Annotated in this window: 14 protein-coding genes and 1 pseudogene; 4 read left to right on the top strand and 11 right to left on the bottom strand. The window is 34.8% G+C overall.

The genetic code is table 11. The annotated features are described in order from the left end of the window. Positions 1 to 38: 38 nt before the first annotated feature. The 5 genes from MHB53_RS02610 to MHB53_RS02590 all read right to left on the bottom strand — a co-directional run bounded on the left by MHB53_RS02610 (position 39) and on the right by MHB53_RS02590 (position 4,645). Positions 39 to 962: a D-alanyl-D-alanine carboxypeptidase family protein gene (locus MHB53_RS02610; RefSeq protein ID WP_340915600.1), complete on the bottom strand. Its 924-nt coding sequence runs from the start codon at positions 960 to 962 to the stop codon at positions 39 to 41. Positions 963 to 1,388: 426 nt separating this feature from the next. Then, on the bottom strand, positions 1,389 to 2,594 hold the full coding sequence (locus MHB53_RS02605; protein ID WP_340915599.1) for a sensor histidine kinase: 1,206 nt from the start codon (positions 2,592 to 2,594) through the stop codon (positions 1,389 to 1,391). Next, positions 2,539 to 3,234 carry a response regulator transcription factor gene (locus tag MHB53_RS02600; RefSeq protein WP_340915598.1) on the bottom strand — a complete coding sequence of 232 codons (696 nt, stop codon included), beginning with the start codon at positions 3,232 to 3,234 and terminating at the stop codon, positions 2,539 to 2,541. Before MHB53_RS02600 ends, MHB53_RS02605 begins: the two co-directional genes overlap by 56 nt. A 292-nt stretch (positions 3,235 to 3,526) precedes the next feature. Then, the gene (locus MHB53_RS02595; protein WP_340915597.1) at positions 3,527 to 3,823 is read right to left on the bottom strand and encodes an antibiotic biosynthesis monooxygenase family protein; all 297 of its coding nucleotides are present in this window, start codon (positions 3,821 to 3,823) and stop codon (positions 3,527 to 3,529) included. A gap of 18 nt (positions 3,824 to 3,841) precedes the next feature. Continuing rightward, positions 3,842 to 4,645: a methyltransferase domain-containing protein gene (locus tag MHB53_RS02590; RefSeq protein WP_340915596.1), complete on the bottom strand. Its 804-nt coding sequence runs from the start codon at positions 4,643 to 4,645 to the stop codon at positions 3,842 to 3,844. A gap of 316 nt (positions 4,646 to 4,961) precedes the next feature. On the opposite strand from MHB53_RS02590, the gene MHB53_RS02585 reads away from it, so the two are divergent. The 3 genes from MHB53_RS02585 (at position 4,962) to pgeF (ending at position 6,873) form a co-directional block, all read left to right on the top strand. Next, positions 4,962 to 5,516 (top strand): PadR family transcriptional regulator, encoded by a 555-nt coding sequence (locus MHB53_RS02585; RefSeq protein ID WP_340915595.1) that lies wholly within the window; start codon positions 4,962 to 4,964, stop codon positions 5,514 to 5,516. Positions 5,517 to 5,519: 3 nt separating this feature from the next. Then, positions 5,520 to 6,017, top strand: coding sequence for a DUF4188 domain-containing protein (locus tag MHB53_RS02580; RefSeq protein WP_340915594.1), 498 nt, complete (start codon positions 5,520 to 5,522; stop codon positions 6,015 to 6,017). Positions 6,018 to 6,108: 91 nt separating this feature from the next. Then, complete coding sequence (gene pgeF, locus MHB53_RS02575) at positions 6,109 to 6,873, top strand: peptidoglycan editing factor PgeF (RefSeq protein ID WP_340915593.1); 765 nt, start codon at positions 6,109 to 6,111, stop codon at positions 6,871 to 6,873. 201 nt (positions 6,874 to 7,074) lie between these two features. Here pgeF and MHB53_RS02570 read toward each other — a convergent pair whose 3' ends face one another. The 5 genes from MHB53_RS02570 to MHB53_RS02550 all read right to left on the bottom strand — a co-directional run bounded on the left by MHB53_RS02570 (position 7,075) and on the right by MHB53_RS02550 (position 13,070). Further along, positions 7,075 to 7,425 (bottom strand): DUF559 domain-containing protein, encoded by a 351-nt coding sequence (locus MHB53_RS02570; RefSeq protein ID WP_340915592.1) that lies wholly within the window; start codon positions 7,423 to 7,425, stop codon positions 7,075 to 7,077. A gap of 7 nt (positions 7,426 to 7,432) precedes the next feature. Next, on the bottom strand, positions 7,433 to 7,834 hold the full coding sequence (locus tag MHB53_RS02565; RefSeq protein ID WP_340915591.1) for an AAA domain-containing protein: 402 nt from the start codon (positions 7,832 to 7,834) through the stop codon (positions 7,433 to 7,435). Between the two features lie 654 nt (positions 7,835 to 8,488). Beyond that, complete coding sequence (locus MHB53_RS02560; RefSeq protein ID WP_340915590.1) at positions 8,489 to 11,659, bottom strand: ATP-binding cassette domain-containing protein; 3,171 nt, start codon at positions 11,657 to 11,659, stop codon at positions 8,489 to 8,491. A 671-nt stretch (positions 11,660 to 12,330) separates the two neighbouring features. Then, complete coding sequence (locus MHB53_RS02555) at positions 12,331 to 12,747, bottom strand: SRPBCC family protein (RefSeq protein WP_340915589.1); 417 nt, start codon at positions 12,745 to 12,747, stop codon at positions 12,331 to 12,333. Then, complete coding sequence (locus tag MHB53_RS02550) at positions 12,744 to 13,070, bottom strand: ArsR/SmtB family transcription factor (protein WP_340915587.1); 327 nt, start codon at positions 13,068 to 13,070, stop codon at positions 12,744 to 12,746. Before MHB53_RS02550 ends, MHB53_RS02555 begins: the two co-directional genes overlap by 4 nt. Before the next feature lie 367 nt (positions 13,071 to 13,437). On the opposite strand from MHB53_RS02550, the pseudogene MHB53_RS02545 reads away from it, so the two are divergent. Then, positions 13,438 to 13,745 (top strand): annotated as a pseudogene (locus MHB53_RS02545) (Tn3 family transposase); the annotation flags it as partial. A gap of 521 nt (positions 13,746 to 14,266) precedes the next feature. On the opposite strand, the gene MHB53_RS02540 reads toward MHB53_RS02545, so the two are convergent. Then, positions 14,267 to 14,602, bottom strand: coding sequence for a rhodanese-like domain-containing protein (locus tag MHB53_RS02540; RefSeq protein ID WP_340915585.1), 336 nt, complete (start codon positions 14,600 to 14,602; stop codon positions 14,267 to 14,269). Positions 14,603 to 14,964 lie beyond the last annotated feature (362 nt).

The following is a 14,964-nucleotide window of genomic DNA, read 5'->3' as shown; positions in this document are numbered from 1 at the left end:
TTTGTTCTATAAGTCATATAGTTGTTAGTGCAGCTGTTTTATTTCCTTTTTTCAAGCTTCATCAAATTAGATTTAATGAATATTTTAAAAGATGATATATATGAAGTTCCAAAACCAAATGAAAATAATCTTTTTGTCTCTATAAAACGGGTATCTTCATCTTTTGCATCCAACACTACTGAAATTAAGCGCTTGTCCCCTTTTAGTGCAGTTCCCGTAAATGAATATCCAGCAGCATCAGTAAAGCCGGTTTTTAAGCCATCAACTTCTTCAAGGTATGTATTTTTATTTGATTTATCTAACATTTTATTTGTATTATAAAGAGCAATATTATTAGATTCAATATAGAAATCCGATTGACTAGTCATCTCCAAGACTTCAGGAAAGTCTTTTAACAAATTATATGCTAAAAATGCTACATCTTTTGCTGTCATTGTATTTTCCGCATTATCCATCATCGGATTTGCTAATCCTGTGGCATTTACAAAATGAGTTTGTTTTGATAATCCCATTTTCCCTGCATTGTCATTCATTAATGTTGTAAATGCCTCTTCTGTACCTGAAATATGTTCAGCTAATGCCTTTGTAGCATTATTTGCAGAAGAGATAACCATAGCAGCATATAAATCTCGTACGGACAATGAATCCCCAATATTATTAGCAATTTTTACTGCGTTTTCTTCTAAGTTATTAGCTACTTCGCTTATTGCGACCTTTTCCTCCCAATTAATATCTCCTTTTTCAATTTGCTCTAGAACAATATAGGTTGTCATCATCTTTGAAATACTTGCAACAGGAAATGGTGTCACTGCATTTTTTTCAAAAAGAATCTTCCCGGAAGATGCATCGATAAGAATGGCTGACTTACTCTGTATATTTGGTTCCTCGTTTGTAGCAATGGCTAGACAACTAATAAGAATGATCATTAATAGTAGAATACCTCTTTTATTCAATTTCCTCATCTTAATATCTCCTTTTTGTAGTGCGGGATTCTATGATGTGATCTCGCTTGAAAAATTTCGCATATTGATCGTTTATTTCACATTCACGCGCGTAAATATTATGTACGAAACAATATAACAACAGTCTAATGGAAGGAATTTAAGGAAGTGGAAAGAAAATCTAAAGAATTAGTAAAGAATATCAGGCTGGGTAATATAAAGAGCGAAAGTAGGGTGGATTGGAGTTTATGAGTAGATTTAGTAATTTATATGAAACCTGATTTAATTCAGTACCAAAACTATTACTTTTTTGGGGAATTCCCCTTTAGGCATCTTCGAAGATTCAAACAATAAAAATAAAGACAATACTCTAGGAGTGGTGTCTTTATAAATGATAACTGTCATTAATTATTGAGAAATCGCCTACAATATATCTCCAAATTTCATTTATGGTGAGAGATATTTTAATTTTTTTAGTCTTACGATAAAGCTAGTTTTTTCCATATTACTTTCTACTTCTATTGTCCCATCATGGTGTGCAATGATACTTTTTGCTATTGCTAATCCTAATCCGGAACCACCTGTATCCATTGACCTTGATTTTTCTGCTCGATAAAAGCGTTCAAAGATATGAGGTATATCAATGTTAGGAATAGGTTCGCCATAGTTAGTCACGATTACGATAATCGTATCATTTTCTTCCTTAGCTGTGATATCGATATACTTCCCATCTTTCCCATAATTTATTGCGTTGGTTATTAAGTTATCGAATACACGTGCTAATTTTTCCCCATCGCCAAGGACAAGCATTTTTTCAGTGGAAATAAATTCTCTGCAACTTATATTGTTTGTGTTAAATTGCAAATGGTTTTGAATGATTAATTGGCCTAGTATTTCAGCGATATTAATGGGAACCTTATTTAAAATAAGGCGTTTATCTTGCATACGAGTATACTCGAATAACTCATTAATTAAATGTTCGAGACTTAGCGCTTTATCGTAAGCGATACCCGTATAATGCCGTAATTCAACCTCGTCACGGTATTTATCCTGTTCAATCAAACCTAAATAGCCAATGGTAGATGTAAGGGGTGTTCTTAAGTCATGAGAAACATTCGTGATTAATTCATTTTTTGTATGTTCAAGATGCCGCTCTTCAGCTATTGCATTTTTTAATTGAAGGACAATATTATTAATATTAGTAGCAAGCGTGTCTAACTCATTATTATAAAATGTTTCGATTTGGTGTTCAAAGTTTCCTTCTGCAATATAACCAATCTCATTCATCATTTGAAACAAGTTTCTGATATATTGTTTTTTTCTTTCGCGGCGGTATAACAGATACAAGTAACAGAGGAAGAAAATAAGAATAAAAACTTTAGAATAAAGCAGAAAAAATTCGTTGATAGTCTCAAATTTCCTATTTCCGACAATTTCTACCAATGCCAAATGTAGACCTGAAAGTGTAATAGAATTAGAAATGAGATAGACGACAAAGCCAGATAACAGATATGTAGTAATATAGGTGAATATAGCAGATTGCAGAACTAAAAGGAAGATTCTCCACTTTGGGAGTGACTTAACGACAGCTATAAAGTTATTTATCAATTTTATACCCCACGCCCCAAACGGTTTGAATAATCTTTTCGCCATTTGTCGCTACTTCTAGTTTTTCACGGAGATTACTAACATGAACCATGACAGTTTTACTTGTCCCATACGCTGCTTCTTTCCAAACATGCTCAAATATTTCCTCGGAACTATATACTCTACCAGGACAACTAGCCAATAGATATAGGATGTTAAACTCTAACGGAGTAAGATTTAGATTTTTTTCATCTACTTGAACTGTATGATTTTTTCTGTTTATTACAAGTGAATGGATTAATAATTGATCAGTGTGAGGTTTATTTGGATATGTATTTTGCATTGTGGCACGTCTAATCAGTGCTTTGACCCTTGCAACGAGCTCCAATGGATTAAATGGCTTCCCCATATAATCATCTGCACCGGTCATTAACCCGATAATTTTGTCCATATCCTCTACCTTGGCACTTAACATCAGGATTGGAATGTTTTTATTTATTCTAATTTGCCGACAAACTTCTAATCCATCTATTTTTGGCATCATCACGTCTAAGATTAATAAATCAATTGATTGTTGATCAATAATTTTCAAAGCATCTTCACCATCATAGCTTTTATACACTTCGTAGCCTTCGTTTTTTAGATAAAGCTCTAATAATTTTGCAATTTCTTTATCATCATCCACAATTAAAATATTTGTTTTCAAAGAATTTCACTTCCCGTTGTATAAATAAAAAAATAAAAATCGGTTAAATACCGTAGGTGGTACGATAAAACTAAATTAAATATGAGACATTTATATATATCAAGATCTATTTTACCGTACTTAAACAATCTAGTGAACTATGAATACGAATATTACAAAACCAGTTAGTAACTATATACAATGGTAGGCATAAATCAGCTTCTTGGTTTGATATTCAATTTTCTATACATAAAGTGCCTCACTGAAACTTGTATAGCAGCGTTGCCACATATTGTGAGAACGCTGCTATACCCTACGAAAGATCTACTTGTTCAAAATGTTCAACAACTGGGAATGGATCATAATAATGGTGCAATTGTTTTCTCCATTCTTGGTATTCATTAGATTCCCTAAACCCAATCATATGGTCTTCTAGCGTTTCCCACCTGATTAATAGTAAATATTTCCCCTCTATTTCAATGCAACGCTGTAATTCATGTGATTTATAACCACTCATAGATGAAATAATATTAGATGCCGCACTAAATGCTTCTTCGTATTCTTGCTCCGCGCCTTGTTTAACATGGAGAATAACAGCTTCCAATATCATGAATTCCCACCCTTATTATTATTTATTCTTAGTTCCCTCTACTGCTAATAAATACATTATTTGTGATTTAGCAGAATCATTAATCCATTTTCGAAAGTCTTTTTCAGCTTGTGCCCGCCGACTTTCATTAATAAATCCATCGGCAACCATTTGGATTCCTTTGACTTTAGCAACGTCTGCCCAAATTGTAATATGTGTTTGAAAATCACTGTCTGTATATTGTGTCCATTCATTTTGTACCGTTGTTTTGATATCTGAAAGCCCCAGGTTACTAAACATTTTTGGAAGATGCTCCGCTACTTCATTGTCCATACCTGCATCAGAGCGCCAACCCAAAAAGGTATCATAAAAGTATTGCATCGTCTCAGGAATATCAGGTTCCCACGATACTTTTGTATGATTATAATCAAGAACTAGAACTTTACCGTTACTTTTAACTGCTTGAACCATTTGTTGTAAAGCTTCTTGTGGTTCAGATAGCCATTGAAGCACTCTGGCGGAGGTTACTATATCAAATTCATTATGGAAAGGTAAATTATATACATCACCAATTTCAAAAGATATTATTGGATTATCTTTGTGCATATGACTAGCCTTTTCTATCAAATCTTGGTTATTATCTATTCCGACTACACGGCCATTCGGACCGACCACTTCTGCGATTCCAGATGTAATTGCTCCTGTCCCACATCCTACATCAAGGACGCTCATTCCAGGTTTTAAAATTTCAGCCAATCTTTTATGTGACTTCTTAAGCGTTCGTGCATCGATAATACTTGAATTAAGTAATGTTGCTCTGTCTTTTGCAACCTTAGCCCCCATAAGAAATCCCTCCACTTTTTGATAGTTCCAATGATTTACAATAATGTATCAAATGTTTAATGACATATCAAGAACAGATTTCATAAGAATGAAATCTAATGGTTTTTTTCAATTTCGTCTATATAACAAATATCACTGTTTTCTTTCCAGTTTTCATTTTGTTCCACACTAAGTATGCTAAGAATTTGGTAGGCAAATCGCATTTACTGAATAATTCGGGAATTATGCACTTTTAAAAAAATTCCCTCTTTTTATTGTAGGAATTTATTATATCATATATCATATAGATATATATCATTTAGATAGGAGGATCTCGTTGAAGAAATATAATCATACGACTTATGCGATTCTTGGAATATTAACGACCGAATGTAAGTCTGGATATGCAATTAAGCAGCTAATTGATCAAAGCTTAAATCATTTCTGGAAGATCAGCTATGGCCAGATTTATCCAACACTAAAATTAATTGTCGAGGAGGATTTAGCCACAGTTCGTACTTCATCACAAAAGGGAAAGCCAGATCGAAATGAGTATTACCTCACACCAAAAGGGAAAGAAACATTAAAAAGCTGGCTGGTAAAACCAATCGAGCAAGTGCCAATTGAACGAAATGAGATTTTACTTAAATTATTTTTTGGACGTCATCAATCCAAAGAAAATACGTTAATTCATCTAGGAGATTATAAACAAAAATTAGAAGCGAATTACCAAACGTATAAAAACATTGAACAAATGATTTCCACCAACAAACATAACAAGGAAGATGTGAAGTATTGGCTGTTTACCTTAGATTATGGAAAACGAATAACAAAGGCAGCGATAGAATGGTGTGATACAACTATGGAACAGTTTTCCAAAGAGGAGGAATAGAAAATGGCTAAACAGATTTATACTGGGCGCTACACAACTGAGAATAATGATAAGATTGTCGTGTTTCTTATTGGGATGCGGGTTAACAAGCGATTAGCGATTCACAAGTGGCTTCCAGTTTTTACTGCCATGCCTGGAATGATTAAAGAGCTATATACTAACAAGGAAGCGTTAGGCTTTTTGTCCATGGAAAGCTATTTTGGTCTTAGAACGACAGTCATGATCCAATATTGGCGTTCGACAGAAGATCTGCTGGCTTATGCGAAGGGTAAGAAGCATTTGACTGCTTGGAAGAATTTCAATCATAAAATAGGTAACAATGACGCTGTCGGAATTTATCACGAAACATATGAATTGAACTCAGGGCATTACGAATCATTATATGGGAATATGCCTCTATATGGCTTGGGAAAGGCAATGAAACATATTCCGATTACGGCAGACTACGTCTCCGCTCGACAGCGGCTACAACGCACAGAAAATACAACGTTCAAACAATAAGAAGGACATTAGCCCGACTCATTCTAGAAAACCAGCGCTTCATGCCTATACATCAGCAGGAAACTACAATATATTAAAACAAGGTGATGATATGAAAACAAATATTTACTTAAATAATGAGACACTCATAGCAGGGATGACCATTAAAGATGGAGCTAAACTTGAAAACAACAATATGGCGCTTCATGCCTGTGAAACTCCCGAGGATATAATAGACAATCGTAAGAAATTGGCTACTTCCCTACATTGTGGGCTGGATGATTTTGTTTGTGCCAATCAAACGCATAGCTCGAATTTCCACCGGGTAACCCTTGATGACAAAGGACGAGGTGCTGAACAAATGGATTCAGCTATTGAGGATACAGATGCCCTATATACGTATGAGCCAAATCTGGTGTTATGCAGCTTCTCTGCCGATTGTGTCCCAGTTATTTTTTACAATAAGGTGAATGGCCTTATTGGCGTGATTCATTCGGGATGGCAAGGTACAGTTAAAGAAATCACATGGAAAGTTTTTGAGCATCTAACTAAAGTTGAACATTGTAATCCCAGTGATTTACATGTCCAGATTGGGATGTCGCTAAGTCAGGAGAAATTTGAAGTCGATGAAGATGTATATTTTAAATTTAAAAACCTTGGCTATGCGGATGATTTTATGTATTACAATTATCAAACGAACAAATATCATATTGATAATCAACAAACTGTAAAAAGACAATGTGAACTAGCTGGAATCCCGACAGATCATATTACGATTGATCAAACTTGCACACACTTAGACGTAAATGGCTTCTCCTATCGTCAAGACAAACAAAGTGGAAGACATCTGAGTTTTATTATGAGAAAAAGCGATTAAACAAATGGCATGCGTTTTTAGTGAAATAGACTAAAAAAGAGACTAACCAAAAGTCAAAATCTAACTTTTGGTTAGCCATTTAACAAAAAATCCCCATTATAGGAAGGAAATAGTTTAAACTGCATCTTACCCTTTACTTATTATGTATGCGTTCCTTACATACAAGTAAAGGGTTTTATTATCCATCTCACTAAATTAACTTCATATTCTATCCGGCACATGTCGTTCCTTCAACACATCCCGACTCTCTTCATTCCGAACTAACTCCTTAATTCTCTGATCAATACGCTCTATCTCATTTACAGGATTCTTCCACCAATTTCTGGTCCAGATTCGTTCGATTGTCCAGCCTCTTGAATCTAAAAAACTTTGGCGGTAAACATCTCGTTCTTTAGCGCTTGGGGAACTGTGATACATAGCCCCGTCACATTCTATGCCAAGAATGTATCTGGAATGATCTTTTGGATGGACGACCTCCATATCGATTCTATAGCCGGACATTCCTACTTGTGTGGTGATTTCATATCCCGAATTCCTTAGCTGTTCGTACACTTGTTCTTCAAATGAGGAATCGAATAAGCGTTTGTTGTACAACGTGTGTACTTACAGTTTCGTTAATCTCTCGGATCACTGCATGGATGTCTTCTATCTTTCCACCAGAAACGGCTCTTGCATATTTCAAGTAAGACTTTAATAGCTTCGGCCCGCGTTCGGATGCGTTGGCTACATTTAGATCTTCTGGTTCGATACTAGAAACCACGATAGTCCCCTCTTTTGCACGGGTAACCGCTACGTTTAATCGATTTTCACCGCCTTTTTGGTTAAGCGTCCCAAAGCGGTTGTACATTTTTCCTTCTTCATCTTTTGCATAGCCAATGGAGAAAATGATGATACCTCGCTCATCCCCCTGTACGTTTTCAATGTTTTTGACAAATAGCCGTTCATCTAGATCACGTGCCATTAATTCATTATAAAGGGTTCTAAATTCTTCATCTTCTGCTGCTTTATCATCAATTGTATTTTCCTAATATGGAATCTAAATTTGCAAGGTCAAAGCTCCATTTCTGATAGACCTTCAATAAGCGAATGGAGCGATTTCGTTTGTTTATGTTGTTTAGCTTATCACTCATATGTATTAGATGATCTTTCATATGTATCACTTCTTTCGTTAAAGCAGTTTTGTAGAACTATTTTGTTAAGGTAAATTATACTTTAAATTGTGAGTAAATGGTAACAGGATTTGGATAGTAATATTTTCATGTTATATTTCACATTCTGTAGTGATATGTAACAAGTACAACGGAGATTTTAGTAGTTAAAAAACGAAAAACAATTGCAATATTCCTAAAGCAGCTGCTCCTTTTAGTTATAATGACAATAGATTGAATGCATTCATAATGACTTTTACTTTGATTAGCATGCTTAGATAATAAGTAGATTCTCTCCGGTCTTTTGTCTATCTAGATTAGCACTTTTTAGTAATCTTTTAAACCAACAAGCTCCTCTTCAGAAAAGCATAAAAACTCATTTGCAATTAATTATTGCAAATGAGTTTTATATCCCTAGCTGACATCTAGCTTTGTTTTAAAATATGGCTTGTTTTAATAATTCTACTTTAATTATTTTGCTCAAGGCATTGATAAACCGCCATCAAATCTCGTTTATTTAACTCACGAATACGATTGAAGATTGGTATATCAACAACAGCCTCATTATATAAGCTTTCATCAACAACATCACTTACTTTACCAGTGAGCCATGTTTCTACTGCTATGCCTTCGACAACTTCCTGAAGTCCTTCATCATTGATACCACTTGCATTACAACTTACACAAGGTATCGTTAATTTAAATACGCCGTCATGTAGATTATCTTCTGTAATGACTTTCTTTCCTTTACAGAATGGGCATGGATGACTTTTTTTAATCTTATTAATTTGGGTGACAATTTTCTTGTAACCAAATGCTTCATAAACATATGTTAGTTTTTTGTATTTTCCATTTGTGAAATACTTATCTATGATAGTTTCTCTTGTTTCATTGATATAAGGAAAATCACAGATGGTCACTTGATTATTGTTGCTAATGGATTCGATATTATCTTTGAGTGTGTCCCAGAATGGTAAGATATTTTGTAATACCATTTCATAACCCGTAAAGCTTGCTTGTTCTAATTCAAACATTTTTAAGAAGACTTGTGTTTTCCTAGGCAGTAAAGAGATATCTTCTGTCAAAATCATATCGCCACCTACAATAGATTTCAGTTTGACGAGTGCAGGTATATCAGCTACTATTTTCAATACTTGGTCAATCGGCTGATTGATCATTTCACGAATATCTGTGTCTCCAAATTTAAGCGGTTTATGGTGGTTTAAAACAGTACCCTCACAAATTGGACATGTAATCCTTTCTTTAGAAGCTTTCATTTGCTCTTTAATCATTGATTTTGAAACGACAATATACATACCAAGGATGGTATTAAAACCTACCCATGTTCTACGCGCCTTGCTTTTCTTATCATAAAATGACTTGTCAAAATACCCGTACCAAAATGTATGCTTTTCTTCCTCTGACATCTCATTATAGCTTTTCGTCAGGTCAAACCCGAGCTCATTCTTAATTTCTTCAAATAGAAATTCTAATTTTGGGTATTGATAAAATTTTAATACTTCCATTATTTCTGGATAGAATAGACCATCCCAGAATGGAAGATTTTTGTCCTGAATCACAAGATCCTTATCAAATATTTCAATCTCAAGACGGCCCGAGCATGATGGACAATGATTGTCCTGAGAAAAGAAATCAAAGCTGTTCGTATCTTTATTGGTCGGATGAGCAGCCACCATATGGTTGATCAAGCCACCAATTTCATAGAGAAAACTATATTGGCTATACAAGTGTCTTTCAAGATCAATGGCGATGACCGGTGCAATTGTTTCAGATTCGTATTCACCATAAATCAGACGGGCCATTGATGATAAGCTTTTTAAGATGCCGCCCTTATAAATGTTTTCAGCATTTTTAAAATAGTCGATATGATTTTCTTTTAAATAGGTAATGCCATTTTGTTGCTTAAGACTAGAAGAAATAGGCGATGGAGCAGCGATATCTTCCCTATTTTTAAGACGATAATAATCATCATGACTGAAAACATCAAGATGCGTGACAGGTTCATTCTTTCTTTTACCAAAATCAACGATAAAATCAGAACTTTCCATCATATAGGCATTATGTTCAATCATCATGATTGAAACTGATTCATCTTGCAGAATGCCTCTGATACTATCAATGAATTGATTTAAAATATTTTGTGATAAACCTTTTGAAGGCTCGTCAAAAATAAAAAAAGTGTGTGGGTTTCTTGAGTTAGCAAACAGCTCCGAAACTAAATGAACACATTGAAATTCACCAGTCGATAATGTTTGTGTTTTTCTTTCTAATGTTAAATAACCTAGTCCAAGTTTGATCAATAAGCTCAAGCGTTTATGAGCGATGTCTTCCTTTGGCAGTTCATCAATAATATCTTCAATCGAGCGCTGAAAAATATCATCAATCTCTTCACTATATTTTGTGAGTTTCCTTTTAATATCGAGAAATGTCGCAACGGTTGACCGACTGGTAATCGATTGGTTTCGATCTTGCCCTACCATTACCAGTTTATCTTTTGGATATCGCTTTTGAAAATCTTTGGCTATACACTCATTGACAAGTGTAGATTTACCACATCCAGACTCACCCGTCACGGTGACAAGTCTATTTTTTGGAATCTGAATTTCAGCCATTTGAATATTACGGCAATATAGATCATGAAATTTATAGAATTCTGTAGGCATTGCTTCATTTCGTTCCCAAGTTATTGGTTGTGGGCGTGGTGATTCTTCCACAATTTTTCCACCGTATTTCCCACTGCCAGGTCCAAAGAACAATTGCTCATCAATTATATCGAGCACCGTGTCAGAATGATCAATGAGCCAAATTTGGTTCTTATAGCCTAATTGTTTAATCTCTTCTAAAATTTTCAAAAGTGTTTGGTGATCAAGACCTACGGAGATTTCATCAATAATAATCACGGTATTTTGACTTGCTGCCATGAATTCTGCCAAGTAAAGCCGTGTTAATTCTCCTCCTGACAATGTACCCATGATCCGATTTAATGTTAAGTAACCAATATTCATATTGATAATATTTTTAAGAATACGTTGTTTCGCTTCACTAATATGTAATTCCTCTGAAAGGGAATGTATCGATTCAATACTTAAATTGTTGATATCGGAAATACTATGTGTTTGATTCCATAATTCTATCTTATATTGCTCAACTTCCGGGTTATAACGCCTGCCCTCACACTTTTTACATTCGACATTTTTGGTAGTACCGCGTCCTTTACACTTAGGACACCAGCCTAATTCATTATTAAATGAAAACACTTCTGGCGAAAGATGAAAGTTTTCTGCAAGCCTCTCACGAATCTCTTTAAAAACGCCGGTATGGGTGCCAATCGTTGAACGTGGATTAGAAGAAATAGATGATCTCCCTAGAAAAAGAACTAAAGGCATCTCTTCCATCTTGATGGCACTGAAATTAGTTTCCATAATATTGGGAAATAAATACTGATATTCAGCCTTTGGCAATAAGGAAACGAGACGCTTCTTGGATTCTTCACCAATTGTTTGACTAAAAGTTGTTTTACCAGATCCGGACAATCCAGCAATTCCTAACGATTGATCTTCCGGCAAGACGGCATCTAAACGGTTAATATTGTTAGCAATTAATTGATTTATTTTCATCGGATATCCTCTCCATTCATTAAATTTAGTATTGCCATGCTAGTACAACTTCAAATGAATTTCTTCAGTTTTTTTCGAATCGACAAAATCATACTAACTGTAGACGAAGATTTCTAAATTTCTTGTTATATATTCACTTATACCGTTTTGAAGAAACAATTTCATGGATCAAATCCAACGTTTAGTGGTCCTTTTTTCAACGACACCCCACAAAGTATTTACTTAACTCTTAAGTTTATTATAAAAGCTTCTACAACCGTCCTGCCACGTTTGCTAAATTACAATTATTAAAACTTGTTATTTACTCAATCTATTATTCCATTAAAAATGACGCTTTCCGTGTTCCGGAAAAGCGCCCGATTGTAGAAGATCGTTTAAAGAATACTGGCTGCACTTGTATTCCAGATAATTGCTCGTTTATTTTTAATTTCTGTTATCCCATATGGTGAGAAATAAGTAGGGCGCCCTTTCTTGCTTCAGTAATGCGTCCTTACATAAAGAAAGAGCACAATTCTTCCTACGGAATTGCGCCATATTATTGAAGAATGGTTTATTTGTATAAAACGATTAATATTAATCATTATCAACTTCTATTTGATTGATAAATTCAAGTGGCTACTCAAAAGGTTGGTCCTGAAAAGCAGGCATCATAGAAGACGAAGAAATCTTTTTTACAGTTCTGCTAACACTTTTTCGAGCTGATTACCCATATTCATCCAAGCATATTTAGCTCCCTCAATTGCTCCCTCGCGAGCTTTAGTTGCTTCACTAAATCCAGTTTGATCGAAATGTAGTTGGATAATTCCATCTGAACCTTTTTTCAAAGTCCATGTAACAGTAGTGGTTTCTCCGGCACTTACCCAAGTGTATGATAATTTATTAGGCCCGTCCACTTCGAGCACCTCGCCATCTACAATACCATCCCACCAATCGCTAGGCTCAGTCCGAAACTGAAATTTATAACCAACAATCGGTTTGAAATTATTATTCCATATCCATTTCGCAAGAGTATCCGAATCTGTTAAAGCGTTCCACACCTGCTCGATTGAACTTGTAAATTGAAAATCTAATGATACATCCGATTTCATTTTTTTTCCTCCAATAAAAGTTTTAATTTAGCCATTCTTTCTATCCAGAATCCTTCGTAAAAAGATACCCAATCTTGAATTTCTTTCAATGGAGTGGCATTCAACCGATACCTCGTTTCTCTACCAACCTTCCGAGCAATTACGAGATCAGCCTCTTTAAGGATAGCCAAATGTTTAGAAACTGCTGTACGACCCATTTGAAAATGAACCGTTATTTCATGTAGGGGTAATTCTTCAACATCTGTCAACATTCGAAGTAATTTTCGCCTTGTTGGATCGGCAACAGCATCATATACATCTCTAATTGGTCTTGTCCTGTTCAATATCACTCTCCCCCTGTTCTGCATGACTCAAAGCGACACAGAATGGTGTCTTATTCGTTTTTTTAGAATACAACACCATTTGGTGTCTTGTCAAATTTTATTTTAGTCATAAGGTAACCATTTCTATTCATTTGTCATCATATCTTTATTTTATTATCCTCTTAAATTAATTTGGCCAAATACCAAAAGACGCCTTCTTACTTTAAGAAAGGCGCCTGTTAGTCCAAGAAGACTGATTACTCAAAAGAAGCATTTTTGTGCTGGACTACATATATGTTGTATAGTCGGAGTCGTGCCCCTGTTCATCCTCTCTTCATCTACATGCTACTGCAACCCCTTGAAAGACTACACTGTTTCATGCTCATTCATGGAGGATTCTAAATTATTTACAATAGATAAAGCAAGTGAGTATCCAAAACTAGAAGCTATTTTACGTGGACAAATAAATAAAAAGTCATTAAAGAAAATTATGAGGATGTTTTACGATTAGCTCATTCAAAAAGAGAAGGAACAGTCTCAGCATCCTTGATTATGAGAGGATTAGGTTCTTATTCAAGACAAAACAGCTTAGCTACAACCATACGTGAGATGGGACTAATAGAAAAAACAATCTTGATTCTTAATTACATTTCGGATGAATCTTTTAGAAGAAAAAAACAAAAAGGAATGAATAAACAAAAATAGATTCACAGGCAACTCAGGAGCTTTATCGAATTGCCGTTTTTCGATTGTTTCCAAGAATACATTTAGAACAATTTAGTAACTTCTCTTGGATGGTATTTTGTCATGATACCTTTTATTATGAAATATGATAATCTTCGATATCCGTGTTGACCTCAATGAACAACAATAAAAACGCTCTCTCCAGTTCAGGCATAAGCAATTTACGGATAACCCGGGCCAACATGAAGAAAGAGAATATTGGGGTTCTTCTCGTCTTTTCCTCGAATAAGAAGAGATTGATTTATTCTTCTGAGTTCAACTTGCTCAAGGGTAGAGACACTGTTCTGTAGCACTTCTCCCCTTTATTTGAGGAGTCCTGATAGTAATATGAAATAGATAACAAGTGAGGTCAGATAAAGCGATAACCCTTACAGATATGTGCAACATGTTAAGAACAACGCCACTCTCTTTTAAACAGAATAAGGTCATTACAATCGGCCGATTAAAAAAGCCATCGCAATGACAGCTTTAATTCAAAGATTCTCCTCTTTACCATGATACTCTTTCCAAGCGGAGATTCCGCCTTCAAGTAATGTAACGTTATACCCTTTATTCTCCAAGATAGCTGCACACTTTTTAGCAGAATTTCCAGTTGTACATGTAACAACAAATTCTTGATCTTTTGGTAAAGTAAATGGCAGCTGCTCATCATCTAAGTTAAATATCAGAGACTTCGGGACATTGATACTATGGATATTTTTTAGTTTGATATGTTCTTTTTCATACTTTTCTTCTGCACGTACATCTAGAATACAAACTTCGTTATGTTCTTTTTTCAGATTGAGTTCTTTTGGAGTGATTGTATTCATCGGATCACCTCTACTTATTTATGTTTTCTTCTAGCTTATCATACGCTCTAATGTCCTTCATTTATTTGATTACTTCTCAATATATTCAAAATGGCGTTTTATCGTCCGCTTTATCCATTATTCAAAATTATACCAAAACGGGCAACACTATTTTTCATTAACTGCGGAAACCCTGGTCGAAGGAAAAAAGGACATCGAATTCAAAATTTATGCTTTTATTAGCAAAACAGAAAAGAAAAAATTCCCACAATTATTTAAAAAAAGATCGAAGAAGGTTACAAATTCCAACCAATTATACCCATGATTTGCATCAAACGATCTTTATCTTTCACAACGTTTTTTATATTGTGATAGATCTCGAT

The sequence above is a fragment of the Bacillus sp. FSL K6-3431 genome (genome assembly GCF_038002605.1).
Lineage (GTDB): Bacteria > Bacillota > Bacilli > Bacillales > Bacillaceae_C > Lederbergia.
This window is presented reverse-complemented; position numbering and strand designations above follow the sequence as displayed.

What these genes read in the sequence shown, in the direction of transcription:
- MHB53_RS02610 (WP_340915600.1), bottom strand. Translation starts at nt 962, where the DNA reads ATGAGGAAATTGAATAAAAGAGGTATTCTACTATTAATGATCATTCTT.
- MHB53_RS02605 (WP_340915599.1), bottom strand. Translation starts at nt 2,594, where the DNA reads ATGGCGAAAAGATTATTCAAACCGTTTGGGGCGTGGGGTATAAAATTG.
- MHB53_RS02595 (WP_340915597.1), bottom strand. Translation starts at nt 3,823, where the DNA reads ATGATATTGGAAGCTGTTATTCTCCATGTTAAACAAGGCGCGGAGCAA.
- MHB53_RS02590 (WP_340915596.1), bottom strand. Translation starts at nt 4,645, where the DNA reads ATGGGGGCTAAGGTTGCAAAAGACAGAGCAACATTACTTAATTCAAGT.
- MHB53_RS02580 (WP_340915594.1), top strand. Translation starts at nt 5,520, where the DNA reads ATGGCTAAACAGATTTATACTGGGCGCTACACAACTGAGAATAATGAT.
- pgeF (WP_340915593.1), top strand. Translation starts at nt 6,109, where the DNA reads ATGAAAACAAATATTTACTTAAATAATGAGACACTCATAGCAGGGATG.
- MHB53_RS02565 (WP_340915591.1), bottom strand. Translation starts at nt 7,834, where the DNA reads ATGGCACGTGATCTAGATGAACGGCTATTTGTCAAAAACATTGAAAAC.
- MHB53_RS02560 (WP_340915590.1), bottom strand. Translation starts at nt 11,659, where the DNA reads ATGAAAATAAATCAATTAATTGCTAACAATATTAACCGTTTAGATGCC.
- MHB53_RS02555 (WP_340915589.1), bottom strand. Translation starts at nt 12,747, where the DNA reads ATGAAATCGGATGTATCATTAGATTTTCAATTTACAAGTTCAATCGAG.
- MHB53_RS02540 (WP_340915585.1), bottom strand. Translation starts at nt 14,602, where the DNA reads ATGAATACAATCACTCCAAAAGAACTCAATCTGAAAAAAGAACATAAC.